This window comes from Streptomyces avicenniae (genome assembly GCF_000719135.1).
Taxonomy (GTDB): domain Bacteria; phylum Actinomycetota; class Actinomycetes; order Streptomycetales; family Streptomycetaceae; genus Streptomyces; species Streptomyces avicenniae.
The window spans coordinates 374,417-401,280 of the sequence record NZ_JOEK01000012.1; the positions used below are offsets into that span (position 1 = coordinate 374,417).

Sequence of the window (26,864 nt, forward strand, 5' to 3'; positions counted from 1 at the left end):
CCGTGCAGCCCGTGATCATCGCCGGCGCGGGCCCCACCGGGCTCGCGCTGGCGCATGCCCTGGCCGGGTACGGCGTCCCGTCCGTCGTCCTCGACGGGACGGGGACGCCGCCGGCCAAGCGCCTCGCCCGCACCTGTGTCCTGGGCGAGGACACCCTCGGCTGGACGGCACTCCCCGGTGTCGGGCGGGAGGCCGCCCCGTGGACCGCCTGGCGGACCACCTCTCGCGGACGTCCGCTGGCCGAGGAGGAGTTCACCCCGGACGGCGCCCCGCGCCATCTGCCCCAGCACGTGCTGGAGGGCGCGCTGCGCGCGGCCGTCGCCGACCGGGACCTGGTCAGGATCGTCCCCGACCACCGGCTGACCGGCTACGAGCAGCGCGGGAACGGCGTCGTCGCGCACACCGTGCGCCGCGCGCCGGAGGGGATGCGCGCGCAGGCGGGCTCGTTCCACGGCAGCCATCTCGTCGGCTGCGACGGGGCACGCTCCACCGTCCGCAAGCTGATGAACGTGCCCTTCCCCGGCCGGACCGGGGTGGAGCGGTACGCGGTGGCCGCGCTCAGGGCCGAGCTGCCCAGGCCGGGCGAGGCCGGGCTGCACCGGGGCCTGCCCGCGGGCGAGGTGACGGTACGCCCGCTCTCCGACGGGCGCTGGCGGCTCGACTGGCCGCTCCCCGACGACGGCGCACTCGTCACCCCCGAGACGATCCTCGACCGGCTCCACAGCACGCTGGCGGCCTGGCACGACGGTGACGTCCCGCCGTACGACCTGCTCGACACGGGCGTCCACCTCTGCCACCAGCGGCTGGCCCGCCGCTGGCGGGACGGCCGGGTCCTCCTCGCAGGTGACGCCGCCCATCTGCTCGGCGCCCTCGGCACCCAGCAGGTCGCCGAAGGGCTGCGGGACGCCGCCAATCTCGCCTGGAAGCTGGCCGTCGCGGCGCACGAGGGGTACGCCGAGTCGCTGCTGGACAGCTACGAGACCGAGCGCCGCACGACCGTCGCGGCGCGGCTGCGGGCCGTGGACCAGGCGCTTCCCCTCGTGCGCGGCGGCGGGCTCTCGGCGCGCCTCACCGGCCGGGGCCGTAACCGGCTGACGCTGCTCGCCGACGCCCACCTCGGCCAGGGCGCCCTGGGCGGTCCGCCGGTCCACAGCGGGTCCCCGCTCACCTGCTCGCCGCTGCGGACCATGGAGACGGCCACCCGTCCCGGCGCGTACGCCGCCGACGTCCCGGTGATAGCGCTCGACGGGACCCGCGCGCGGCTCCGGCAGCGGCTGGGCGGGCCGCTCCTGCTGCTCCTGACGGCCCCGGGCGCGGGCGTATGGGAGGCCAAGCACTGGCTGCGGGCCGGTCTCATGCCGGAACTAGCCACGGCGGCGCGGGCACTTCCGCTCCCGGCCGAGCTGCTCGTGACCGAGAACTACCCGGGGACGGGCCCGCACACGCTCCTGCTGATCCGTCCCGACGGCCACCTCGCCGCCGCCGTACCGGCCGGGGACCACGAGTCCCTGGAGGCGTGCGCACGCACCCTGCGCGGCACCACCGCGCCCGACGTCTCCGGCGCGCCCGGAGGATCGGGCAGCCGGCCCCCGCGCCACGTCTGAGGCCCGTCCCGAGGTCCGCCCCCGGGGCGTGACGGCCCGCGCGGACCGGGAAGGACGGGCACCGGCGCCCCGCTCCCCCGCACGGCCCCCGAGCGGCTCACACCTCGTCCGCGAAGTATCCCTCGGCCAGGTCGGCGTCCTCGCCCTCCTCCTCCAGCGCGCGCCGCACCACGCGGAGGGCGAGGCCCTGGGAGTAGCCCTTGCGGGCCAGCATCCCGACCAGGCGGCGCATCCGCTTGTCGCGGTCGAGCCCGCGCGTGGCCCGCAGCTTCCGCTCGACCAGCCCCCGGGCCGTCTCCTCCTCCCGCTCACTGTCGAGTTGTCCCACGGCCTCCTCGATGACGGCCGGTGCCACGCCCTTGGTCCGCAGTTCCTGGGCGAGCGCCCTGCGGGCGAGGCCCCGCCCGTGGTGGCGGGACTCGACCCAGGCGTCCGCGAACGCCGCGTCGTCGATGAGCCCGACCTCCTCGAAACGGTCGAGCACCACCGCGACGACGTCCTCCGGGACGTCCTTCGCCCGTAGCGCGTCGGCGAGCTGCCGCCGGGTGCGCGGTGAGCCCGTCAGCAGCCGCAGGCAGAGGGCGCGCGCCCGTTCCACCGGGTCACGCGGCGCCGGAGGCTCCCCCGTCCCGTCCCGGTCCGTCCCCCGGGGCCCGGCCTGAGCCGTTCCCCGGGACGGAGCCCCGGACGGCGCGGCGGCCGGGCGGGAACCGGCACCGTGCGCCGCGTGCTCCGGCCATTCGCTGCGCCGGGTCACGGATCAGCTCTTGGCCGCCGCCACGGGCTTGGCCGCCCGGGGCGTCTTGGCGGCCGTGGCGGGCGCGGGCACCTCGACCGGTGCCGTGGCGGCGGCGGTGCCGTCCGCCGCGTCCTTGCCCGGCTCCTCCTGGGGCGTCTCGGCCTTCGGCCCGATGCCGAGCTTGTCCTTGATCTTCCTCTCGATCTCGTCGGCGAGGTCGGGGTTGTCCCGCAGGAAGTTGCGGGCGTTCTCCTTGCCCTGGCCGAGCTGGTCGCCCTCGTAGGTGTACCAGGCGCCCGACTTGCGGATGAAGCCGTGCTCCACGCCCATGTCGATCAGGCCGCCCTCACGGCTGATGCCGATGCCGTAGAGGATGTCGAACTCGGCCTGCTTGAAGGGCGGGGCCACCTTGTTCTTCACGACCTTGACGCGGGTGCGGTTGCCGACCGCGTCGGTGCCGTCCTTCAGCGTCTCGATGCGCCGGATGTCCAGCCGCACCGAGGCGTAGAACTTGAGCGCCCGGCCGCCCGTCGTCGTCTCGGGCGAGCCGAACATGACGCCGACCTTCTCCCGGAGCTGGTTGATGAAGACCGCGGTGGTCTTCGACTGGTTGAGCGCGCCGGTGATCTTCCGCAGGGCCTGGCTCATCAGCCGCGCCTGGAGGCCGACATGGGAGTCACCCATCTCGCCCTCGATCTCCGCGCGCGGCACGAGGGCGGCGACGGAGTCGATGACGATGAGGTCGAGGGCGCCGGAGCGGATGAGCATGTCGGTGATCTCCAGCGCCTGCTCGCCGTTGTCCGGCTGGGAGAGGATCAGCTGGTCCACGTCCACGCCGAGGCGCTTGGCGTACTCGGGGTCGAGCGCGTGCTCGGCGTCCACGAAGGCGACCGTGCCCCCGGCGCGCTGGGCGTTCGCCACCGCGTGCAGGGTGAGGGTCGTCTTGCCGGAGGACTCAGGGCCGAAAACCTCGACCACCCGGCCGCGCGGCAGCCCGCCGACCCCCAGGGCGACGTCGAGGGCCGTGGAGCCGGTCGGGATGATCTCGATCGGCTCGTTCGGCCGCTCGCCCAGGCGCATCACGGCGCCCTTGCCGAATTGTCGTTCAATCTGTGCGAGAGCGGCGTCGAGCGCCTTCTCGCGGTCCGTACCTGCCATCGGTGCCACCCGGTCCGTCTGATTCGATCGCTTCACATCCACGGACGCTAGCGCCTGGCACTGACAACCGCGGTACGCACACCGCCAGGCACGGGCCCGCACCCCCATGAGAATGGCTGTTCGATTTTCGTGTCAAGCGGACCCCTTTTCCTGTGGATAACCGGAAAAGCCCAGGTCAGAGACGTCATCGCAGGCGAGGAGGCACATCCATCGCCGCGCAGACGACCCGCCAGACGTCTTTCGCGTCCCAGCCCGCGTCGAGTGCCTCACACACGGTCCGGCCGCCGAGCCCGGACATCACGTGGTCCCGGGCGAAGGAGTCCGCGTACGCCTCCCCGAAGTGTTCCGTCATCCGCTGCCAGAAGTCCGTCAACCGCATGCCCCCAGTATCCCGCCCCGCTATCCGCCCACCGCCCGCACACCCGCCGTGACGGCCACCGCCACGGCCACCACCAGCAGGAACGGCGCCCGCAGCAGCAACGCCCCACCGGCCGCCGCGACCCCGGCGGCCCGCGCGTCCACGGTCAGGCCGCCCGTGCCGTCGTCCACAGTCTGGAGAACCGTCAGCGCCGCGAGCAGCGCCACCGGGATCAGCGGGGCGAGCCGCCGGACGGCCGGACGCTCCAGCGCCCCGGCGGGTACCGAGAGGCCGAGCAGCTTCACCAGGTAACAGCCGACCGCCGTCGCGATGATCGCGCTCCACACCGCCATCACACGGCCTCCGGTCCCGGCACCGTGCCCGCGCCGTCCCCGTCGCGGCGCCCGGCGACCAGCAGCGCCAGCGGGGCCGCGAGCCCGGCCACCAGCACGGGCAGACCGGCCGGTAGCAGCGGAAGCCCGGCGAGCGCCAGGAGCACGGCACCGGCCGCCGCGGTCCGCTCCACCGTGCCGCGCAGCATGGGCGCGAGAAGCGCGAGGAAGACGGCGGGCCCGGCGGCGTCGAGCCCCCAGGCCGCCGGGTCGCCGAGGGCTCCGGCGCCGAGCGCGCCCCCCAGGGTCGTCAGGTTCCAGAAGAGGTACAGCGTCACGCCGGTGACCGCGAAGCCCCGCCTGGCGGACGCGCGGTTCCGCTGCGCGAGGGCGACGACGGTGGTCTCGTCGATCACCCAGTGGGCGGCGAGCGGGTGGAGCCACCGGGGCAGCCGCAGCAGCGTGGACAGCCGCAGGCCGTAGAGGCAGTTGCGCAGGCCGAGGACGAGCGCCCCGGCCGCCGCCGTGGCCGGTGCGCTGCCCGACGCAAGCGCGCTGACCAGGGCGAACTGCGAGGCGCCGGTGAAGACGAACAGGCTGAGCGCGCACGCCTGCGGCACGCTCAGCCCGCTGGAGACGGCCATCACCCCGAAGGCGAATCCGGACAGCCCCACGGCGATGCCGACACCGGACGCGTCACGCGTCACCTGTTTCCCCGGATCAGCCGGGAGCGCCCGGTCCTGTCCGCTGTCCACCGGATACTCGATCATGGGCGAACGATAAAGGTCTCTTCAGCGACACATCTTGCACGTTTTTGCCTCGCTCACCGGCACGCCGACGGCGCGCGGGCCGTGATCTCCCGCCGCTGGCCCACGGGAGGTACGGGCGGTGGTGCCGGTGGCGATGTCAGTGGCCGGGTGCACGATGGGCTCATGCACGCATCGGCGACACCGGACCCGGAATCGGCGCTCGCGGGGTTCACCGCCCCGACCAGGGCCTGGTTCACGCGCGCCTTCCACGCGCCCACGGCCGCCCAGGAGGGCGCCTGGCGGGCCATCGCCGAGGACTCCGACGCCCTGGTCGTCGCCCCCACCGGATCGGGCAAGACCCTGGCCGCCTTCCTCGCCTCCCTCGACCGGCTCGCCGCCACCCCGCCGCCCGCCGACCCGCACAAGCGCTGCCGCGTGCTGTACATCTCCCCCCTCAAGGCGCTGGCCGTCGATGTGGAGCGCAACCTGCGCAGCCCCCTGACCGGCATCCGGCAGGAGTCGGTCAGGCTCGGGCTGCCCGAGCCCGACGTCCGCGTCGGCACCAGGACGGGCGACACCCCGGCCGCGGACCGCCGGGCACTCGTCAGGAGACCGCCCGACATCCTGATCACCACGCCCGAGTCCCTGTTCCTGATGCTGACCTCGGCCGCCAGGGAGGCGCTGACCGGGATCGAGACGGTGGTGCTGGACGAGGTGCACGCCGTCGCGGGGACCAAGCGCGGCGCGCACCTCGCTCTCTCCCTCGAACGGCTCGACCTCCTGCTCCCCCGCCCCGCCCGGCGCATCGGGCTGTCCGCCACCGTGCGCCCGGTGGACGAGGTGGCCCGGTTCCTGTCACCACGGCGCAAGGCCAGGATCGTCCAGCCGCCGTCGGGGAAGATCTTCGACCTGTCCGTGGTCGTGCCGGTGCCCGACATGGGCGAGCTGGGCGGCTCACCGGTACCCGACACACCGGGCAGCGGCGAGCAGCCGTCGATCTGGCCCTCCGTCGAGGAACGCGTCGTGGACCTGGTGCAGGCCCACCGCTCGACGATCGTCTTCGCCAACTCACGGCGGCTCGCGGAACGCCTGTGCAACAGGATGAACGAGATCGCCGTCCAGCGCGCCTCGGGCGAACCCCTCCCCGAGACGCACGCGCCCGCCGCGCTGATGGGCGGCTCAGGCGCGGCCAAGGGAGCGCCCGCCGTCCTGGCACGGGCGCACCACGGCTCCGTCTCGAAGGAGCAGCGCTCCCTCATCGAGGAGGACCTGAAGGCAGGGCGGCTCCCCGCCGTCGTCGCCACCTCCAGCCTGGAGCTGGGCATCGACATGGGCGCAGTCGATCTCGTCGTGCAGGTCGAGTCGCCGCCCTCGGTGGCCTCCGGCCTCCAGCGCGTGGGCCGCGCCGGGCACCAGGTCGGGGCCGTCTCGTCCGGCGTGGTCTTCCCCAAGTACCGGGGCGACCTCGTGCAGTCGGCGGTGGTCACCGAGCGGATGCGCGGCGGGCAGATCGAGCAGCTGCGCGTCCCCGCCAATCCGCTGGACGTCCTCGCGCAGCAGCTCGTCGCCATGACGGCCATGGACAGCTGGGACGTGGACGAGCTGCTGACCGTCGTGCGAGGCGCGGCGCCGTTCGCCGCCCTGCCCGAGTCGGCCTTCCACGCCGTGCTCGACATGCTCGCCGGGCGCTACCCGTCCGACGCCTTCGCCGAGCTGCGCCCCCGCCTCGTGTGGGACAGGGTGGCCCACACGGTCACGGGCAGACCGGGCGCGCAGCGGCTGGCCGTCACCTCGGGCGGCACGATCCCGGACCGCGGCCTGTTCGGCGTCTTCCTCGCCGGGGCCGACCCGCGCCGGGGCGGCGGCCGGGTCGGCGAGCTGGACGAGGAGATGGTCTACGAGTCCCGCGTCGGGGACGTCTTCACCCTCGGCACGACGTCCTGGCGCATCGAGGACATCACCCGCGACCGCGTGCTCGTCTCGCCCGCCCCCGGCGTCCCGGGCAGGCTGCCCTTCTGGAAGGGCGACCAACTGGGCCGCCCCTTGGAGTTGGGCCGGGCCCTCGGCGCGTTCGTGCGCGAGGTCGGCGCCCTCCCGGCGGAGGCCGCGCGGGAGCGGCTGGGCATGGCCGGTCTGGACACCTGGGCCGTGGACAACGTCCTCGCCTACCTGGACGAGCAGCGCGAGGCGTGCGGGCACCTGCCCGACGACCGCACCGTCGTCGTCGAGCGCTTCCGTGACGAGCTGGGCGACTGGCGCGTCGTCATCCACTCGCCGTTCGGCGCGCAGGTGCACGCCCCCTGGGCCCTCGCCCTGGGGGCGCGGCTCATGGAACGGTTCGGCCTCGACGCCCAGGTGGCGCACGCCGACGACGGCATCGTCCTGCGCCTCCCCGACACGGACGCGTTCGCCGCCGACCCCGATCCCACCGACGGCGGCACGGGCGTAGGCAACGCGGCGTACGACGACGGCCACGCCCCGGTCGGCACGGCCGACGTCCTGTTCGACCGGGGCGACGTCGAACGGATCGTCACCGAACAGGTCGGCGGCTCGGCCCTGTTCGCCGCCCGCTTCCGGGAGTGCGCGGCGCGCGCCCTGCTGCTCCCCCGCCGCAGCCCCGGCAAGCGCAGCCCGCTGTGGCAGCAGCGGCAGCGCGCCGCGCAGCTCTTGTCGGTGGCCAGCGAGTTCGGCTCGTTCCCGATCGTGCTGGAGACCGTCCGCGAATGCCTCCAGGACGTCTTCGACGTCCCGGGGCTCGTCCAGCTGATGGGGGACATCGAGGCCCGCCGGGTGCGGCTGGTCGAGGTGACCACGCCCGAGCCCTCGCCGTTCGCCCGCTCCCTGCTCTTCGGCTACGTGGCGCAGTACCTGTACGAGGGCGACTCGCCGCTCGCGGAGCGCCGCGCCGCCGCCCTCTCCCTCGACTCCCGCCTGCTGGCCGAGCTGCTGGGCCAGGCGGAGCTGCGCGAACTGCTCGACCCGCAGGTGCTCGCCGAGCTGGAACGGGAGCTGGCCTGGCTGACGGACGAGCGGCGCGTCAGGGACGCCGAGGGCGTCGCCGACCTGCTGCGCGTCCTCGGACCGCTCACCGACGCCGAGCTGACCGAACGCGGCGCCGACACCGTCTGGGCCGCCGAGCTGGCCGCGGCGCGGCGCGTGATCCGCGTCAGGATCGCCGGGGCGGAGCACTGGGCGGCCGTCGAGGACGCGGGACGCCTCAGGGACGCCCTCGGTACGGCCCTGCCCGTCGGGGTGCCCGAGGCGTTCACGGAGCCGGTGCGGGACCCGCTCGGCGACCTGCTCGCCCGCTACGCCCGCACGCACGGCCCGTTCACCTCGGCGCGCGCCGCCGAACGGTTCGGCCTCGGCACGGCGGTGGTGGACGGCGCCCTGGGCAGTCTCGGGTCTGAAGGCCGCCTGGTGCGGGGCGAGTTCCGGCCGGACGGCGCGGGTCACGAGTGGTGCGACGCCACCGTGCTGCGGCGTCTGAAACGCCGTTCGCTGGCCGCGCTGCGGCAGGAGGTCGAGCCCGTGCCACCGGCCGCGCTCGCCGCGTTCCTGCCCCGGTGGCAGCACGTCACCGGCCCCGGCGGACGCGGCGGGCTGCGCGGCATCGACGGACTCCTGCGCGCCGTCGAGCAGTTGCAGGGCGCCCCCGTGCCCGCGTCCGCGCTGGAGCGGCTGGTGCTGCCCTCGCGCGTGACCGGCTACGCACCGGCGATGCTCGACGAGCTGACGGCGTCGGGCGAGGTCGTGTGGGCGGGCGCGGGCGCGCTGCCGGGCAAGGACGGATGGGTCTCGCTGCACCCGGCGGACAGCGCGCCCCTGTTGCTGCCACCGCCGCACCCGCTGGAGCTGACTCCCGTGCACACGAGGATCCTTGACGCCCTGTCCGGTGGATACGGGCTGTTCTTCCGCCAGATCGCCGACCGCGCCACCGCCCCCGGCGAGCCGGTGTCCGACGCCGCGCTCGCCGAGGCCCTCTGGGACCTCGCCTGGTCGGGGCGGCTGACGAACGACACCCTCGGCCCCCTGCGCGCCCTCCTCGGCTCAGGACGGACCGCCGGGTCCACGGCGCACCGCGCCCGCCGCGCCACCCCGCGCGGGCGGTACGGCACCTTCGCCGTCGGCACCGGCGGCGCCCGCCGCCCCGCCACCGGACGCAGCGGCCCGCCCACCGTCGGCGGACGCTGGTCGCTGCTGCCCGAGCGCGAGCCGGAGACCACCCTGCGCGCCCACGCGCTCGCCCGCACGCTGCTGGACCGGCACGGGGTCGTCACCCGGGGCGCCGTGGCCGCCGAGGGCGTCCAGGGCGGCTTCTCGGCCGCCTACCGGGTGCTCGCCGCCTTCGAGGAGAACGGCCAGGCACGGCGCGGCTACGTGGTGGAAGGTCTGGGCGCCGCCCAGTTCGCGATGGAAGGGGCGGTGGACCGGCTGCGCGCCACGGCCACGGCCGCCGACCACTCCCGTCCCGACGCGTCCGCGCGGTCCGTGCTGCTGGCCGCCGCCGACCCTGCGAACGCCTACGGCGCCGCCCTCCCCTGGCCGGAGGCGCCCGAGGGCGCCGGGCACAAGCCGGGACGCAAGGCGGGGGCGCTGGTGGTGCTGGTCGCGGGCGAGCTCGTCCTCTACGTGGAGCGCGGCGGCAGGACGCTGCTCGCCTGGCCCCAGGGGGACGGCACGGAGGCGCGGGAGGAGAGTCTGCGCACGGCGGCGGAGGAGCTGGTGCGGGCAGCCGGGGCGGGCGCCCTGGGCACGCTCACGGTGGAGCGGGTGAACGGCGCTCCGGTACTCGGCGACCCGTTCTGGGTCCGGCTGCTGGAGGCCGCGGGCTTTCACGCCACGCCTCGGGGGCTCCGGCTCCGGGCCTGAGAGGGGCCTGGGCGGCCGGGCCGCGTGCGGGCGCCGCGCGCGTCGGGGCGGGTGCGGGAATCAGGCGGCGACGACGTCCACGGCCTCGGCCGGAGCCTTGATCGTGACGTGGTCGTCGGCGCGGTGGGTGACGGAGGACACACGCGGCACGCGGACCGGGTTGAGCATCGGACGCTCGCCGAGCCCCCGTCCGGCGCCGAGGGACGGCACCGCGTCACTCGCGGCCGACTGGGCCAGTTCGGCGAGGGCCAGCTCGTCGCTCACCTCGCGCAGCAGCTCCGACATCCGCATGTCGAGCGCGTCACAGATGGCGGCGAGCAGCTCGGACGAGGCTTCCTTCTGCCCCCGTTCCACCTCGGAGAGGTAGCCGAGGGAGACCCGGGCCGACGAGGACACTTCGCGCAGCGTGCGGCCCTGACGTTGGCGCTGCCGACGCAGCACGTCACCCAGCAGGCGACGGAGCAGGATCATCGGTGGCTCCCTCCTCGGACCGTTGGCCTCGCTTGCTTCATGCCCCACCGTACCGCCTCGGACTCCCCCCGCGCGGGGAGCGATGTCTTGTTCACTCAGGGCTGCAAACATCCATCTCCTCCGTCCTGTTCCGTATCCTGCCCCTCCCCCGCACCACGATCCTCCCGGCGCCCCGGGAGGATCAGCTCGTTGCGCAGCAGGGTGAGAACCGCTCGTACGCTGCCGATCCTGATGGCGGCACGGTCACCGTGGAGGCTGAGCCGCTGAGCCACGACTTTCCCCGATGCCGGTCCCGAAACCGCGACGTAGACCGTTCCGACGGGCTTCCCGTCCTGCTGTTCCGGCCCCGCGACCCCCGTCGTGGCCAGTCCCCAGTCCGCGCGCAGCAGGGCGCGTACGCCGGTGGCGAGCTGCCTGGCGACCTCGGCGTCCACGGGGCCCCGCTCGGCCAGGAGACCGCCGTCCACGCCGAGCACGGTCCGCTTGACCTCGGTCGCGTAGGCGGTCACGGCGCCGCGGAACGTCCGGGAGGCCCCTGGCACGTCCGTGAGGGTCGCGGCGACCAGGCCGCCCGTCAGCGACTCGGCCACGGCCACCGTCTGCCCGCGGTCGGCCAGCAGCCCCAGCACCTGCCGGGCCGTGAGCGAGCCGCAACCCTCCGTGCTACCGCGCGTTCCCATCGGCCTCCGCCCGTTCCCTGGCCAGTCCCGCGCGGCGCAGCACGAGGGCCTGCCGCACGTAGTCGAGACCGGTCGCCACCGTCAACACGACGGCGGCCCCCATCACCCACCAGCGCAGTGACGCGAGCGGCCCGGTCAGTGACAGGATGTACATCCCGACGGCGATGCCCTGCGTGAGCGTCTTGAGCTTGCCGCCGCGCCCTGCCGCCATGACGCCGTGCCTGATCACCCAGAAACGCATCGCCGTGATGCCCAATTCCCTCGCGAGGATGACGACCGTCACCCACCACGGCACGGCGGACAGCAGGGAGAGGCAGATCAGGGCCGATCCCATGATCGCCTTGTCGGCGATGGGGTCGGCGATCTTGCCGAAGTCGGTGACGAGGTTGCGCCGCCTGGCCAGCTCCCCGTCGAAGAGGTCCGTGATCATGGCGACGGTGAACGCGGCCCAGGCCAGCGACCGCCAGGCCGGGTCGTGCCCGTCATCGGCGAACATCAGGAGCACGAAGACCGGGACGAGCGCCAGCCGGACCATCGTGAGGACGTTGGCGATGTTCCACAGTCCAGGGGTGACGGCCGTCCGCGCGTCCGCCGCCCGGCCTCGTCCGGCGGCGGAGGCCGGCATTCCCGTCATCTGGCGGCCCCGGCGGGGCCGGGCCGCAGGACGGCGACCAGGTCCACGCCCCGCGTGGCGACGACCTCGGCGTCCACGAACCGCCCCACGGCGGGTTTGGCCGCGTCCGCCGCTCCGACGAGCATGACGTGGCCGTCCGTCTCCGGCGCCTGGTGCGCGGCGCGCCCGACCGCGAGGACCTGGCCGGACAGCCCGTCGGCGCCCAGCGGGCCGCCGTACGGATCCTCGCCCTCGACGTCGTCCCCGTCCAGGGACTCGACGAGGACGCGCACGGGCTCGCCGACGCGGTCCTCCGCGCGCTGGGCGATCAGGCCGTCGGCCAGCTGGGACACGCGGGCGAGACGCTCGGCGACCTCCTCGGGGGCGTGCTTGCCGTCGTACCCGGCGGCCTCGGTCCCCTCCTCGTCCGAGTAGCCGAAGACGCCGATGGCGTCGAGGCGCGCGGCGGTGAGGAAGCGCTCCAGCTCGGCGACGTCGGCCTCGGTCTCGCCGGGGAAGCCGACGATGAAGTTGGAACGGACCCCGGCCAGCGGCGCCTTGCCTCTGATGGTCTCCAGCAGGCCGAGGAAACGCTCGGTGTCCCCGAAGCGGCGCATCGCGCGCAGCACGGACGGCGCCGAGTGCTGGAAGGAGAGGTCGAAGTAGGGCGCGACCTTGTCCGTGCCGGTGAGCACGTCGATGAGCCCCGGGCGCATCTCGGCGGGCTGGAGGTAGCTGACGCGGATGCGCTCCAGGCCGTCCACGGCGGCCAGTTCGGTCAGCAGGGTCTCCAACAGGCGGATGTCGCCGAGGTCCTTGCCGTAGGAGGTGTTGTTCTCCGAGACGAGCATGATCTCGCGGACGCCCTGCTCCGCCAGCCAGCGCGCCTCACCGAGCACGTCGGAGGGGCGGCGGGAGATGAAGGAGCCGCGGAACGACGGGATCGCGCAGAAGGTGCAGCGCCGGTCGCAGCCCGAGGCCAGCTTCACGGACGCGACGGGGCTGTCGTCCAGGCGGCGGCGCAGCGGGGCGCGGGGCCCCGACGCGGGGGCGAGGCCGGCGGGGAGATCGGTTATGGCGTCCGCGGACGCCACGGGCGCGGCGCCGTGGCCCGGCAGCGCGACGTCGGCGCCCTGCCGCTCGGCGGGGCTGATCGGCAGGAGCTTCCTGCGGTCGCGGGGCACGTGCGAGGTGTGGACGCCGCCCGCCAGGATGGTGCGCAGCCGCTCGGAGATGTCGGCGTAGTCGTCGAAGCCGAGGACGGCGTCCGCCTCGGGCAGCACCTCCGCCAGGTCCTTGCCGTACCGTTCCGCCATGCAGCCGACGGCGACGACGGCGCGGGTACGTCCGCCCTCCGCGGCGCCCGACTTCAGCTGCCCGGCCTCCAGGAGCGCGTCCACCGAGTCCTTCTTGGCCGCCTCGACGAAGCCGCAGGTGTTGACGACGGCCACCTCGGCGTCGGCCGCGTCGTCCACGAGGTCCCAGCCGTCCGCGGCGAGACGCCCCGCCAGCTCTTCTGAATCCACCTCATTACGGGCGCAACCAAGCGTGACCAGGGCGACGGTACGGCGTTCGGACATGGACTCAGCCTACTTCGTCCGCGGGCAGCCGCCTCCCCCGCCCGGTGGCGCTCACCCCTCCTCGGGGTCGCCCGGCGTGTAGGTCAGCCGCTGCACCTGGCCGGTCTCGAAATCACTCTCGATCTCCTTGCCGTTGACGTGCAGCTGGACGGCGCCCGCGTTGCCGAGGACGAGATCGATGCGGTCGTCGTCCGTGAAGGTCTGGGAGTCGCCCTCCCTGAGCACCTCCTCGAAGAGGACGCGGCCGGTGCTGTCGCGGACGGAGATCCAGCTGTCGCCACCCTCCATCGTGAGCCGGACGGTGACCTTGTCGGTCGGCGCCGCGGCGACGGCGCTCTCGGACGGCTCGGGCTCCTGCGGCCGGGTGGGCGGCGCGTCCGAGGGGGCGCCCTCCTCCGGCTCGCCGCCCGCGACACCGCCGGGGCGGCCGGGCACCGGGGAGCCCTCGGCGGACGCGCCCGGGGTGTTCTCGTCCCCGCCGCTGAAGAAGGTGAAGCCGACGAAACCGACGACGGCGACGATGGCCGCGACCATGGCGGCCGTCCAGTTGGGGCGCCGTGGCTCCGGCCGGATGCGCTCCGCGTCGAACAGAGGTCCGGAAGAGAGGCGCAGGGGTTCGGGGTCCCGCTGCTCGTCGTGAAGGGCGATCAGCTCCGCCGGGTCGAGGCCCACCGCGCGCGCGAGCGAACGGATGTGCCCCCGGGCGTAGACGTCCCCGCCACAGCGACTGAAATCGTCCTGCTCGATCGCCTGAACGATCGGAATACGCACCCGGGTGGACGAACTGACGTCGTTTACGGTCAGCCCTGCTGCGATACGCGCCTGCTGAAGGAGCCGGCCGACGGAAGGCCGGTCCTCGGCTGCGGAGTTGCCTTGGGACACGGGGGCGCCTTTCGAGCGGGAAGCCGCGTGCTGTGCTTATAAGTCTAGGGGCGGTGGAGAACGATCGGGCAACCGGGCCGAGCCCATTTGTCCGCCAACCGGATGGCCGTACCGCGGGCCGGGCCCCTGTGGAGACAGGCCCCGGGACGTGCCCTAGGGCGCGTCTTCACGGGGGCGTCCGGCCGCTCGCGGCGTCCGGTGCGTGCGAGCGCAAGGCGCCGGATCGTCCTCGTACAGGTCGTACCAGGGCGATGCGGCAACGCAGCGAGCGTGCGTGCCGGACGCCGCGAGCAGGACGACCCCTGTGAAGACGGGCCCTAGCCCTCCGTCTGCCCCCGGATGACCGCGAGCACGCCGTCCAGCTCGTCCGGCTTCACCAGCACGTCCCGCGCCTTCGACCCCTCGCTCGGGCCGACGACGCCACGCGACTCCATCAGGTCCATCAGCCGCCCCGCCTTGGCGAACCCCACCCGCAGCTTGCGCTGGAGCATCGACGTCGAGCCGAACTGCGTGGACACCACCAGCTCGGCCGCCTGGCACAACAGGTCCAGATCGTCGCCGATCTCCTCGTCGATCTCCTTCTTCGCGCCCGACGAGACCGTCACGTCGTCACGGAAGACCGGCTTCATCTGCTCCTTGCAGTGCGCGACGACGGCGGCGACCTCCTCCTCCGTGACGTACGCCCCCTGCATCCGCACCGGCTTGTTCGCGCCCATCGGCAGGAACAGCCCGTCGCCCTTGCCGATCAGCTTCTCGGCGCCCGCCTGGTCCAGGATCACGCGGCTGTCCGCCAGCGACGAGGTCGCGAACGCCAGCCGCGAGGGCACGTTCGCCTTGATGAGCCCGGTCACGACGTCCACGCTCGGCCGCTGCGTCGCGAGCACCAGATGGATACCGGCGGCGCGGGCCAGCTGGGTGATCCGCACGATGGAGTCCTCGACGTCCCGCGGCGCGACCATCATCAGGTCGGCCAGCTCGTCCACGATGACGAGGAGGTACGGGTACGGCGCCAGCTCGCGTCCGCTGCCGTCCGGCGGGCTGACCTTGCCCGCGCGCACGGCCGCGTTGAAGTCGTCGATGTGCCGGAAGCCGTACGCCGCCAGGTCGTCGTAGCGCAGGTCCATCTCGCGCACGACCCACTGGAGCGCCTCGGCGGCACGCTTCGGGTTCGTGATGATCGGCGTGATGAGGTGCGGGATGCCCTCGTACGCCGTCAGCTCGACCCGCTTCGGATCCACCAGCACCAGCCGCACGTCCTCCGGCGTCGAGCGCATCATGACCGAGGTGATCAGGCAGTTGATGCACGACGACTTGCCGGAGCCGGTGGCACCCGCGACCAGCAGGTGCGGCATCTTCGCCAGGTCGGCCATCTGGTAGCCGCCCTCGACGTCCTTGCCGATCCCGACGAGCAGCGGATCGCTCTCACCGGCGGCGTCCGCGGTCCGCAGCACGTCCCCGAGGTTGACCATCTCCCGGTCGCTGTTCGGGATCTCGATACCCACCGCCGACTTGCCCGGGATCGGGCTGATGATGCGCACGTCGGGGCTCGCGACGGCGTACGCGATGTTCTTCGTCAGCGCGGTGATCTTCTCGACCTTCACGGCCGGGCCCAGCTCGACCTCGTACCGCGTCACCGTCGGACCGCGCGTGAAGCCGGTGACCCGGGCGTCCACCCTGAACTCGGAGAACACCGTGGTCAGCGAATCCACCACCGCGTCGTTCGCCGCGCTGCGCGTACGCCCCGGGCCGCCGCGCACCAGGAGGTCGAGGGACGGGAGCGCGTACGTGACGTCGCCCGCGAGCTGGAGCTGCTCGGCGCGCGGCGGCAGCGGGCCCGAGGGCTCGGGGGCACTCTTCGTCAGGTCGGGCACGCCGCCGGACGGCGCCGCGCCGACCGCGACGTGCTCGGCCTCGTCCGTCCCTGCGTCGGCCCCGGCGCCCCGGCCGCGCTTCCCGTTCCGGCCGGTGGAGACCCGGCTGCTGAGTTCGGCGACCAGCGGCGACGGCTGCACGCCGTGCAGGAGCGCTCCGTCGAGCGAGGCCGCCGCGGCGGCGGCGACGTCCACCGGGTCCAGGCTCTCGCGCCCCCCGCGCGCGCCGCCCCTGCGGCGCTGCGGGGCGACGACGGCGTCCTCGCCGTCCGGCTCGGGAAGCCGCTGGGGGCGCGGCGCGCGCCGGGTCACGGGGGTGTCGAAGTCGTCGTACGCGTCGTACGCGTCGTGGTCCCCGTACCCGTCCTCGGGCGCGGCCTCCGTGCCGGTGCCGAACGCGGACCCGCCCGGCGTGCGCTCCTCCAGCAGCCCCAGCCGTACGGCGCCCTCCCGCAGGCGGCGCGGGATCGCGTTGACCGGCGTGGCCGTGACGACGAGCAGCCCGAAGACGGTCAGCAGCACGAGCAGCGCCATGGCCAGCGGCTCGCCGACGGCCAGGATCAGCGGCCTGGACGCCGCCCAGCCGAGATGCCCCCCGGTGTCCCGCAGCGCCTGCGCGCCCTCGCTGCGCCCCGGCGCCCCCGTGAAGATGTGCACGAGCCCGAGGACGCCGACGAGCAGCGCGCTCAGCCCGATGACGATGCGGCCGTTCGCCTCCTGCTTCTCCGGGTGCCGGATCAGCCGGACCGCGAGGAAGCCGAGGACGACGGGGAAGACAAGGTCGAGACGGCCCAGGGCGCCGGTCACCAGCATGGTCACCAGCTCACCGACCGGGCCGCGCAGGTTGGACCAGGTGCCCGCCGCCACCACGAGGGCCAGGGCCAGCAGCAGCAGCGCGAGACCGTCCTTGCGGTGCGCGGGGTCGAGGCCCTTCGCGCCCCGCCCCACACCGCGCAGCACCGCGCCCACCGGGTGCGCGATCCCCAGCCACAGACCGCGGCCGACGCGGACGACGAGCGGGCGCTTCGGAGGAGGCGGTGGCGGTGGCGGCGCCTTGCGGGGCGCCGCCTTCTTGGCCGCCGGCCTCCGGGCCGCGGCCTTCTTCGCCTGAGCCTTCTTCGCGGGGGCCGCCTTCCCGGCCGCCCCCGCGTCACCGCGCCCGTTCCGAGGACCCTTGCCGGGCGTACGTGAGGCCATGGGGGTGAGGTTACCGGGGTCTCACTCCCGAGGCACGGAGCACACCCCTTGACGGGACGTCAGCGGGACTCGACCGACTTCTGCTGCCCGGCCCCCGGCTGCAAGGCGTCGAGCGCCCTGCGCAGCCCGGCAAGCTTCCGTTCCAGATGGGCCGCCGTGGAGACCGCGGCGCTGCCGCCGGACTCCGACAGCTCCTTGGACAGCACCTCGGCCTGCTCCTCGACGGCCGCCAGCCGCGCCGACAGCTCGGGCAGCAGCCCGCCCGCGCGCTCGGAGTCGGCCGCCGTGTGCCCGCCGTCCAGCTCACGGCGCAGCAGGACCGCCTGCTCGCGCAACTGCACGTTCTTCATGTGCAGATCGACGAACACCGAGACCTTGGCGCGCAGCACCCACGGGTCGAACGGCTTGGAGATGTAGTCCACCGCGCCCGCGGCGTAGCCACGGAACGTGTGGTGGGGACCGTGGTTGATCGCGGTCAGGAAGATGATCGGGATGTCACGCGTACGCTCGCGCCGCTTGATGTGCGCCGCCGTCTCGAAACCGTCCATGCCCGGCATCTGGACGTCCAGCAGGATGACCGCGAAGTCCTCCGTGAGCAGCGCCTTGAGCGCTTCCTCCCCTGACGATGCCCGGACCAGTGTCTGATCGAGCGCCGAGAGGATGGCCTCCAGCGCCAGCAGATTCTCGGGCCGGTCATCGACCAGGAGGATCTTGGCCTTCTGCACCATGGCCCGTCCTCCTCGCCCCTGCGGCGCGGTCACGCGCCGCCGTTGTGGACGGCGCTGTCCCGCCGCCCGCTCCTGTGCCGGACATGGTGACATCCTCCCCGGCACCGATGCCAGCGAGCATGCTCGGCCATGCGCCGGTGCACTCCGCCTCCGGGGCTCCCGCGCCCTTGCGGGAGACCGACATCACTCCGGCCCGACCCTCGGCACCACCGGCGAATCACCCTGCCCACTCGCCTGAACGGAAAGGAACGCAAGGCGCCCGGTGATCAGCACATCGCGCTGCGTCACGATACCACGGGCACCCCAGCCCGGCGAACCACGCCGTCCGTACGGAAGAACGCCCGGGAGGCGCCCGTGGTTCCGCTCCCACGCCTCCCGGCCCGGCTCACGCCCGGCTGCGCATCCACTGCCCCATGACGGCCAACAGCTGTTCCGTGTCAACGGGTTTGGTCACGTAGTCGGACGCGCCCGACTCGATCGTCTTCTCCCGGTCGCCCTTCATCGCCTTCGCCGTCAGCGCGATGATCGGCAGCCCGGAGAACTGCGGCATGCGCCGGATCGCGGACGTCGTCGCGTACCCGTCCATCTCCGGCATCATGATGTCCATCAGCACCAGGACGACGTCCTCGTTGGACTCCAGCACCTCGATGCCCTCGCGCCCGTTCTCCGCGTACAGCACGCGCAGGCCGTGCTGTTCGAGGACGCTGGTCAGCGCGAACACGTTCCGCACGTCGTCGTCCACGATCAGCACCTTGCGCCCCCTGAACTCGCGGTGCAGCTGACGCAGCCGCTCCTCGTCGCCCGACGACTCGGCGGCGCGCCCGCCCGACTCGCCCTGCCCGGCGGCGCCCGGGCCCGGGTCGGTGAACCGCTCCCGGTGGCGGCGGGTCAGCGACTCGGCGGCGCGCTCGGCCGCGATCGACGCGCGGCGGCTCTCCCGGTCACGGTCCGGCGCGGCCTCCACGACACGCGCGTCGCCGTTGACCGGCGGCTGGGGCTGCGGCTCCACCACGGCCGCCGCCGAAGGACCGGGCTCCAGGGCCAGATCGGCCCGCCGCGCCTCGATCGACGGCGTCCCGCCCGCGAGCTGGCCGTAGCCGGGCGGCGGCAACTCGGTGGGCTGGAGCGGCAGGTACAGCGTGAACGTCGAGCCACGCCCCGGCTCGCTCGCCGCGTGGATCTCCCCGCCGAGCAGCCGGGCGATCTCCCGGCTGATCGACAGGCCGAGGCCGGTGCCGCCGTACTTGCGGCTGGTCGTCCCGTCCGCCTGCTTGAACGCCTCGAAGATCACCCGCATCTTGCTCGCCGCGATCCCGATGCCCGTGTCGGACACCGCGAACGCCACCAGCGGCGCGTCCGGCGCGAGCCCGGCGCCGTTCTCCAGCAACTGGTCACGGATCTCGGTGGGCACCTCGGCCGAGACCGGCCGGATCACCAGCTCGACGGACCCCGTGTCGGTGAACTTCACCGCGTTGGACAGCAGGTTGCGCAGCACCTGGAGGAGCCGCTGCTCGTCCGTGTGCAGCGTCGCGGGCAGCTCGGGCGAGACGCGCACCGAGAACTCCAGGCTCTTCTCGGCCGTCAGCGGCCGGAACGACGCCTCGATGTAGTCCACCAGCTGCACCAGCGCGATCCGCGTCGGGCTGACGTCCATCTTCCCCGCCTCGACCTTCGACAGGTCCAGGATGTCGTTGATCAGCTGGAGGAGGTCGGAGCCCGCGCCGTGGATCGTCTCGGCGAACTCGACCTGCTTCGGCGACAGGTTGCCCTCGGCGTTGTCGGCCAGCAGCTTGGCGAGGATCAGCAGCGAGTTGAGCGGCGTCCGCAGCTCGTGCGACATGTTCGCCAGGAACTCCGACTTGTACCGCATCGACACGGCGAGCTGCTCGGCACGCTCCTGGAGGCCGCGCCGCGCCTCCTCGATCTCGGAGTTCTTCACCTCGATCCGGCGGTTGGTCTGCGCCAGCAGGTCCGCCTTCTCGCGCAGCTCCGAGTTGGACGCCTCAAGCGCCACGCGCTGCTTCTCCAGCTCGTCGGTCTGCTCCTGGAGCTGGTTGGCCAGCTCCTGCGAACCGGCGAGCAGCAGCTCGGTGCGGGTGTTCACGCTGATCGTGTTGACGGTCGTGGCGATCATCTCCGCCATCTGGCCGAGGAAGTCCTGCTCGATCTGCGTGAACGGCTTGAACGACGCCAGCTCCAGCACGCCGAGCACCTGGTCCTCGAACAGCACCGGCAGCGCGACGCCGAACACCGGCGGCGCCTCGCCGAGCCCCGACGAGATCTTCAGATAGCCCTCCGGCGTCGGCCCGAAGGCGATCATGCGCCGCTCGTCGGCCGCCGTCCCCACCAACGACTCACGCGGCCGGAACGACATCGCCTGCAGCCCGGACGCGAACCCGTACGACCCGAGCATCCGCAGCTCGTACCCGTCGCTGCTCCCGCTCCCGACCATGTCGCCGTCCGTCTCCACGGCCAGGAAGAACGCGCCGTGCTGCGCCGTGACGGCCGGGACCAGCTCGCTCATCACCAGGCTCGCGACGTCCTTCAGCTCGCGCCTGCCCTGCAACAGCCCCGAGATCCGGGCCAGGTTGCTCTTGAGCCAGTCCGTCTCCTTGTTGGCGAGCGTCGTTTCGCGCAGATTGATGATCATCTTGTTGACGCTCTCCTGGACGACCAGGATCTCGCCCGCCGCGTCGGTGTCGATCCGCACGTTGTGGTCGCCCCGGTCCACGAACTCGGCGACCCGCGCGATGCCGCGGACCTGGCGGGTCAGGTTCGCCGCCATCTCGTTCATGGAGTCCGTCAGGTCCTTCCAGGTGCCCGCCACCCCCGGCACCCGCGCCTGACCGCCCAGCTGGCCGTCCGTACCCACCTCGCGGGCGACCTTCGTCACCTGGTCGGCGAAGAGCGACAGCCGGTCCACCATCGTGTTGAGGGTCTGCTTCAGCTCGAAGATCTCGCCCCGCGCGTCGATGTCCATCTTCTTCGTCAGGTCGCCCTGCGCGATGGCCGTGGTGACCATCCGGATGTTCCGCACCTGCCCGGTGAGGTTGGACGCCATCCGGTTCACGGACTCCGTCAGGTCACGCCACGTCCCCGAGACGCCCGGGACCTTCGCCTGGCCGCCGAGCCGCCCCTCCGTACCCACCTCACGCGCCACGCGCGTCACCTCGGCGGCGAACGACGACAGGGTCGTCACCATCCGGTTGACGGTGTCGGCGAGCTGCGCGACCTCGCCACTGGCCTCGACGGTGACCTTCTTGGACAGGTCGCCGTTGGCCACCGCCGTCGCGACCTCCGAGATGTTCCGCACCTGGGTCGTGAGGTTGCGCGCCATGAGGTTGACGTTGTCGGTGAGCGCCTTCCAGGTGCCGGACACGCCCCGCACCTGCGCCTGCCCGCCCAGCTGCCCCTCGGTGCCCACCTCACGGGCGACCCGGGTGACCTGCTCGGCGAAGGAGGACAGCTGGTCCACCATCGTGTTCACCGTCGTGACGAGCACGAGGATCTCGCCGCGCGCGTCCACCGTGATCTTCTTCGTCAGGTCGCCCCGCGCCACGGCGGTCGTGACCTCGGCGATGTTCCGGACCTGGAGCGTCAGGTTGTTGGCCATGCTGTTGACCGACTGCGTGAGGTCCTTCCACGTACCGGCCACGCCCTCGACCTGCGCCTGCCCGCCGAGCCGCCCGTCCGTGCCCACCTCGCGGGCCACCCGCGTGACCTGCTCGGCGAACGACGACAGCTGATCGACCATCGTGTTGAGCGTGTCCTTCAGTTCGAGGATCTCGCCCTTGGCGTCCACGGTGATCCGCTGCGTCAGGTCACCGCGCGCGACCGCCATGGCGACCTGCGAGATGTTCCTGACCTGCCCGGTCAGGTTGGACGCCATGCCGTTGACGGAGTCCGTCAGGTCACGCCAGGTACCGGCGACGCCGGAGACCTGCGCCTGCCCGCCGAGACGGCCCTCCGTGCCCACCTCACGCGCCACCCGCGTGACCTGCTCCGCGAACGACGACAGCTGATCGACCATCGTGTTCACGGTGCTCTTGAGTTCGAGGATCTCGCCCCGCGCGTCCACCGCGATCTTCTGGGTGAGGTCGCCGTTGGCGACCGCCGTCGTCACCTGCGCGATGTTCCGCACCTGGTCCGTGAGGTTGGACGCCATCCGGTTCACGGAGTCGGTCAGCGCCTTCCAGGTGCCGCTCGCGCCCTCCACCTGCGCCTGGCCCCCGAGGCGGCCCTCGATGCCCACCTCGGTCGCGACCCGTGTCACCTGCTCGGCGAAGGACGACAGCTGGTCCACCATCCGGTTGACCGTGCTCTTCAGCTCCAGCATCTCGCCGGAGACGTCCACCGTCACCTTCTGCGACAGATCGCCGTTGGCGACCGCCGTCGTCACCTGCGCGATGTTCCGCACCTGCCCGGTGAGGTTGCGGAACGCCGTGTTCACCGAGTCGGTGAGGTCCTTCCAGGCACCCGCCACCCCGAGCACGGACGCCTGCCCGCCCAGCGCACCCTCGTCGCCGATCTCCCGCGCCACCCGCGTGACCTCGGACTGGAACGACGACAGCTGGTCCACCATCCGGTTGACCGTGCTCTTCAGCTCCAGCATCTCGCCGGAGACGTCCACCGTCACCTTCTGCGAGAGGTCACCGTTCGCCACCGCCGTCGTCACCTGCGCGATGTCACGGACCTGCGCGGTCAGGTTGCGGAACGCCGTGTTGACGGAGTCCGTCAGTTCCTTCCACACCCCGGCCACGCCCTGGACGCGCGCCTGCCCGCCGAGGGCGCCCTCCGTACCGATCTCGGTGGCCGTCCTGGTCACCTCGTCGGCGAACGACTGGAGCGTCAGCGTCATGTCGTTGATCGTGTCCGCGAGCTGCGCGACCTCGCCGCGCGCGCTGACCGTGATCTTCTGCGACAGGTCGCCGTTCGCGACGGCCGTGGTGACCTGCGCGATCTCCCGCACCTGTTTGGTCAGATTCCCCGCCATCGTGTTGACGGAGTCGGTGAGGTCCTTCCACACACCCGCGACGTTCTTGACCTGTGCCTGCCCGCCGAGCACGCCCTCGGTCCCCACCTCGCGCGCGACGCGGGTCACCTCGGACTGGAACGAGGAGAGCTGGTCCACCATGGTGTTCACGGTGTCCTTCAGCTCCAGCATCTCGCCCGCCACGTGCACGGTGACCTTCCGCGACAGGTCGCCCTCGTTCACCGCCTTGGTCACGGTCGAGATGTCCCGCACCTGCGCCGTCAGCCGGGCCGCCATCGTGTTGACCGAGTCGGTCAGGCCCTTCCACGAGCCCGACATGCCCCGGACCTTCGCCTGACCGCCGAGCTTGCCCTCCGTGCCCACCTCGCGGGCGACACGCGTCACCTCGTCCGTGAACTGCGAGAGGTGATCGACGAGCCCGTTGACCGTACGGCCCACGCGCAGGAACTCGCCCTTCAGCGGCCGTCCCGTCCCGTCCCTGGCCTCGACCCGCAGCTCCATCCGCTGCTCCAGGTCACCCTCGGCCACGGCCGTCAGCACGCGGCCCACCTCGGACACCGGCCTGACCAGGTCGTCCACGAGATCGTTGGCGTCGTCGATGGCCTTGCCCCAGGCGCCCTCGCAGACCCCGGTCTCCATCCGCTCGGTGAGCTTCCCCTCGCGGCCCACCAGCCGCCGTACGCCCGCGAGCTGGCCGGTCAGGTGCAGCCCGCGGTCGGCCACCTGGTTGTAGACGGCCGCGATCTCCGCCATGGGCCCCCCGCCGACGACGGTGAGGCGCTTGCGCATGTTGCCGTCGCGCATGGCCTCCAGAGCGGAGAGCAGCCGGTCGAGGGCGGCGGCGTCCACTTCGACGGTGCCGCCGGCCCTCGGCCTCCTCGTTCGCGCACGCGTGCCGGCGCGCACATCCGCTCCGTCAGACACCACTGTGTCCCTCCCGCCGATCGACCCTTGCGCCCGGGGCTCGCACGCCGGACCCTCCCAGTGTTTCACCCTCGACCGACCGGGCGATAACAGTTCGGCAGCATCGACCACCACTGATCCCGGTTGGGGGGAATTCGGCGGATGCGCCGTTCGCTGCACACGGCGACGTCAGTAACCTGGCATCCGGCACAACGACAGACCTCTGGGGGAGTACGTGATCACCGCGCGAGCTGCGGCCACCTTCGAGCCGGTGGGCCGTTCGGTCGCGACCGCGCGCGGCTTCGTACGGGACACCCTCCAGGGCTGGGGCCTCACCGACCTCACCGAGGACGCGGTGGTCCTCACCAGCGAGCTGGTCACCAACGCCGTCGTCCACGCGGGCACGGCGGCCGACGTCCGCTGCCTGCGCGACAAGCAGGGCGTCCGCATCGAGGTCGTGGACCACCACCCGGAGCGGGAGCTGCCGCTCGGCGAGCTGGGCCGCAACCGTCTCGACCTCAACAGCGAGGGGGGCCGCGGGCTGCTGCTGTGCGCCGCGCTCGCGTCGCACTGGGGGGTGGACTACACGGCGTCGGAGAAGCGCGTGTGGTTCCGCCTCGACCAGGCCGCCGTACCCGTCGGCACGCGCTCGGCAGGACCGGTCATCCCGGACGCCGCGCTCCCCGTCACGGACGAACGTGTGCGCGTCGCCGTCGTCCAGGTGGACAGCACCGACGCCGTCACGGCGTGGAACGACGACGCCCACCTGCTCTTCGGCTACCGGCCTGAACAGGTCCTGGGCAAGCCCCTCAGCGACCTCGCCGCTTGGCCGCAGACGCCCGGCACGGGCACCGGCATCGCCGAGGCCCTGTCGCTGTCCCGCTGGGAGGGCACCTACGGGCTGCGTGACGCGCAGGGCAGGACCGTGCCGGTGTACGCGTGCCACCTGCGGGTCCGTGACAGCCACGGCGAGCCGTCCACGGTCTGCCTGATCGTGCGCGACGACGAGCGGGCCGTCCTCCAGAGCCCGGTCCGCCTGCCGCTGCACTCGGGCGGCGAGGCCGTGGATCGGACAGGCGACCCGCTGGACGGGCTGGTGGGAGGCCCGCCGCCCGACGACCTCGACGGCCTCCTCCAGCGCACGGTGGAGCGGGCCCGCGACATGCTCGACGGCGACGCCGCGTTCCTCCTCCTCGCCACGGACGACGAGACGGAGCTTGAGGTACGGGCGACGACCGGCCTCCCGTCGGCACGCCAGCGCTTCGCCCGCGTCCCCGTGGAGACCGGCAGCGGCCGGTACGGTTCCGCGCGCATGCCCGCCGTGCACGAGGACCTGGCCACCGCCCCGGGCGCCGTGCCGCTGCTGTCCGGCACCGGGATGCACGCCGTCGTGATCGTGCCGCTGAAGGTGGAGGGGCGGCTGACCGGTTCGCTCGGCGTCGCCTCGGAGACCCCTGGCCGGTACAGCAACGAGGAGGCGCTGCGCCTCCAGTTCGCGGCCGACCGCATCGCGCTGGCCGTCGAGTCGGCCAGGCTGACCGAGCTGGAACGGCTGCGGCGCGGGTCGCTGGCCTTCCTCGTGGAGGCGTCGGAGCTGCTGGCGGGCACCCTGGACCACAACCAGACGCTCGCGCTCATGGCCCAGATGACCGTCCCGACGCTCGCGACCTGGTGCGCCGTCTACACGATCTCCGACTTCGGCGACCCGGTGCTCTCCTACGTGCTGCACGAGGACGAGGACCGGATCGACGGCATCAAGGCCCTGCTGAAGCGTGTCGAGCCGCCGGACCCGGACATCGCGCTGGGCGTACGGCGCTGGCACGCGCCCGCGGACGCGGCGCACAACACCGCGCTCCGCAGCTCGCTGCGGAACCTGGCCCTCGGCCAGGCGCCCTCCGCGTCGGCCGGGCCGGGCGCCAGCCTGTCCACGGCGTCGGCCGTGGGGGGCGAGACGGTGGTGCTGCCGCTGGTCGCCCGCAACCGTGTGATCGGCCTGCTCGCACTGGGCAAGCCCACCGAGGAGCGGTTCCGCCAGGACATCATGGAGCTGGCGGAGGACCTGTCGCGCCGGGCCGCGCTGGCGCTCGACAACGCCAGGCTCTACAGCGAGCGCACGGCCATCAGCCAGTCGTTGCAGCGCAGTCTGCTGCCGCCGAAGATGCCGACGATCGCCGGTGTCGAGGTGGAGGTCATCTACCGCGCCGCGGGCGAGGGCAACGAGGTGGGCGGCGACTTCTACGACGTCTTCCCCATCCGTGAGGGGGCGTACGGCTTCGCCATCGGCGACGTGTGCGGCACGGGACCCGAGGCCGCTGCGGTGACCGGCCTCGCCCGGCACGCCCTGCGTCTCCTAGCCCGGGAGGGCCTGGGGGGCCCGGCCGTCCTGGAACGGCTGAACGCCGCGATCCTCGAAGAGGGCGACCGCGCGCGTTTCCTGACGCTGCTCTACGGCGAGTTGTGGCCGCAGGCGGACGGCGGCGCGCTGCTGAAGATGGTGTGCGCCGGGCATCCCCTCCCGCTGCGGCTGACTCCGGACGGGACGGTCGAGGCGGCGGCGGGAGCCCAGCCGCTGCTGGGTGTCATCGAGGACCTGGAGCTGCACGAGCAGATGGGTCGGCTCGACCCGGGGGACGTTCTCCTGTGCGTCACGGACGGCGTGACCGAACGGCGCGAGGGCTCCCGGATGTTGGGCGACGACGGCCTGGCGGACGTGCTGTCGTCCTGCACGGGGATGACCGCGGGCGCGGTGGCCGCGCGGGTGCTCCGCGCCGTCGAACGCTTCGCGCCTGACCCGCCGTCGGACGACATGGCGATCCTGACGCTGCGGATGCCGGAAGCCTGATCACCCGTCGGGCCGGAGAGGCGCGTCGAGTGGGACATCTCCGGCCCGGACCACGGGAGAACGGCAAGAAAAAAGGCCCCCACCCGAAGGTGAGAGCCTTATGTTCTTCCATTGGAGAGCCCCAAAACGGAATCGAACCGTTGACCTTCTCCTTACCATGGAGACGCTCTGCCGACTGAGCTATTGGGGCAATATTGTCCGGCGGTGTCCTACTCTCCCACACGGTCCCCCATGCAGTACCATCGGCGCTGGAGAGCTTAGCTTCCGGGTTCGGAATGTTACCGGGCGTTTC

The 26,864-nt window shown here is 72.9% G+C and carries 16 protein-coding genes, 1 tRNA gene and 1 rRNA gene; 3 read left to right on the forward strand and 15 right to left on the reverse strand.

The window, feature by feature from the left end; genetic code table 11:
- Positions 1-2 precede the first annotated feature (2 nt).
- Positions 3-1,604, forward strand: a complete 1,602-nt coding sequence (locus IF27_RS21950; protein ID WP_052851404.1) for an FAD-dependent monooxygenase — start codon at positions 3-5, stop codon at positions 1,602-1,604.
- 97 nt (positions 1,605-1,701) lie between these two features.
- Here IF27_RS21950 and recX read toward each other — a convergent pair whose 3' ends face one another.
- The 5 genes from recX to IF27_RS21975 form a co-directional block, all read right to left on the reverse strand.
- The gene (gene recX / locus IF27_RS21955; RefSeq protein ID WP_110946127.1) at positions 1,702-2,361 is read right to left on the reverse strand and encodes a recombination regulator RecX; all 660 of its coding nucleotides are present in this window, start codon (positions 2,359-2,361) and stop codon (positions 1,702-1,704) included.
- Positions 2,362-2,364: 3 nt separating this feature from the next.
- Positions 2,365-3,501 carry a recombinase RecA gene (gene recA, locus IF27_RS21960; protein ID WP_052851406.1) on the reverse strand — a complete coding sequence of 379 codons (1,137 nt, stop codon included), beginning with the start codon at positions 3,499-3,501 and terminating at the stop codon, positions 2,365-2,367.
- Between the two features lie 184 nt (positions 3,502-3,685).
- Positions 3,686-3,880 carry a DUF3046 domain-containing protein gene (locus tag IF27_RS21965; RefSeq protein WP_052851407.1) on the reverse strand — a complete coding sequence of 65 codons (195 nt, stop codon included), beginning with the start codon at positions 3,878-3,880 and terminating at the stop codon, positions 3,686-3,688.
- A gap of 20 nt (positions 3,881-3,900) precedes the next feature.
- Positions 3,901-4,212 (reverse strand): AzlD domain-containing protein, encoded by a 312-nt coding sequence (locus tag IF27_RS21970; protein WP_052851408.1) that lies wholly within the window; start codon positions 4,210-4,212, stop codon positions 3,901-3,903.
- Positions 4,212-4,961: an AzlC family ABC transporter permease gene (locus IF27_RS21975; protein ID WP_110946128.1), complete on the reverse strand. Its 750-nt coding sequence runs from the start codon at positions 4,959-4,961 to the stop codon at positions 4,212-4,214. The genes IF27_RS21970 and IF27_RS21975 overlap by 1 nt, the downstream gene beginning before the upstream one ends.
- 162 nt (positions 4,962-5,123) lie before the next feature.
- Between IF27_RS21975 and IF27_RS21980 the strand changes: the two genes are divergently transcribed.
- Positions 5,124-9,812 carry an ATP-dependent helicase gene (locus IF27_RS21980; protein ID WP_052851409.1) on the forward strand — a complete coding sequence of 1,563 codons (4,689 nt, stop codon included), beginning with the start codon at positions 5,124-5,126 and terminating at the stop codon, positions 9,810-9,812.
- Between the two features lie 60 nt (positions 9,813-9,872).
- On the opposite strand, the gene IF27_RS21985 is transcribed toward IF27_RS21980, so the two are convergent.
- From IF27_RS21985 to IF27_RS22020, 8 genes are all read right to left on the reverse strand, one after another.
- Complete coding sequence (locus tag IF27_RS21985; protein WP_052851410.1) at positions 9,873-10,283, reverse strand: helix-turn-helix domain-containing protein; 411 nt, start codon at positions 10,281-10,283, stop codon at positions 9,873-9,875.
- 95 nt (positions 10,284-10,378) lie between these two features.
- Positions 10,379-10,963: a CinA family protein gene (locus IF27_RS21990; protein WP_052851411.1), complete on the reverse strand. Its 585-nt coding sequence runs from the start codon at positions 10,961-10,963 to the stop codon at positions 10,379-10,381.
- Entirely contained in the window at positions 10,947-11,597 is a 651-nt protein-coding gene (gene pgsA / locus IF27_RS21995; RefSeq protein WP_052851412.1) for a CDP-diacylglycerol--glycerol-3-phosphate 3-phosphatidyltransferase, read from the reverse strand. The genes IF27_RS21990 and pgsA overlap by 17 nt, the downstream gene beginning before the upstream one ends.
- Positions 11,594-13,156, reverse strand: a complete 1,563-nt coding sequence (locus IF27_RS22000) for a MiaB/RimO family radical SAM methylthiotransferase (RefSeq protein ID WP_110946129.1) — start codon at positions 13,154-13,156, stop codon at positions 11,594-11,596. The genes pgsA and IF27_RS22000 overlap by 4 nt, the downstream gene beginning before the upstream one ends.
- Before the next feature lie 51 nt (positions 13,157-13,207).
- Positions 13,208-14,038, reverse strand: coding sequence for a helix-turn-helix domain-containing protein (locus IF27_RS22005; RefSeq protein WP_052851414.1), 831 nt, complete (start codon positions 14,036-14,038; stop codon positions 13,208-13,210).
- 317 nt (positions 14,039-14,355) lie between these two features.
- Entirely contained in the window at positions 14,356-17,106 is a 2,751-nt protein-coding gene (locus tag IF27_RS22010) for a DNA translocase FtsK (protein ID WP_052851415.1), read from the reverse strand.
- Positions 17,107-17,165: 59 nt separating this feature from the next.
- Positions 17,166-17,834: a response regulator gene (locus IF27_RS22015; protein ID WP_052851416.1), complete on the reverse strand. Its 669-nt coding sequence runs from the start codon at positions 17,832-17,834 to the stop codon at positions 17,166-17,168.
- Positions 17,835-18,219: 385 nt separating this feature from the next.
- Positions 18,220-23,676, reverse strand: a complete 5,457-nt coding sequence (locus IF27_RS22020) for a HAMP domain-containing protein (RefSeq protein WP_052851417.1) — start codon at positions 23,674-23,676, stop codon at positions 18,220-18,222.
- Positions 23,677-23,965: 289 nt separating this feature from the next.
- Here IF27_RS22020 and IF27_RS22025 point away from each other — a divergent pair, with 289 nt between their 5' ends.
- Positions 23,966-26,572: a SpoIIE family protein phosphatase gene (locus IF27_RS22025; protein WP_052851418.1), complete on the forward strand. Its 2,607-nt coding sequence runs from the start codon at positions 23,966-23,968 to the stop codon at positions 26,570-26,572.
- Positions 26,573-26,689: 117 nt separating this feature from the next.
- Here IF27_RS22025 and IF27_RS22030 read toward each other — a convergent pair.
- Positions 26,690-26,762, reverse strand: a tRNA-Thr gene (locus IF27_RS22030).
- Between the two features lie 6 nt (positions 26,763-26,768).
- A 5S ribosomal RNA gene (gene rrf, locus IF27_RS22035) occupies positions 26,769-26,864 on the reverse strand; the annotation flags it as partial.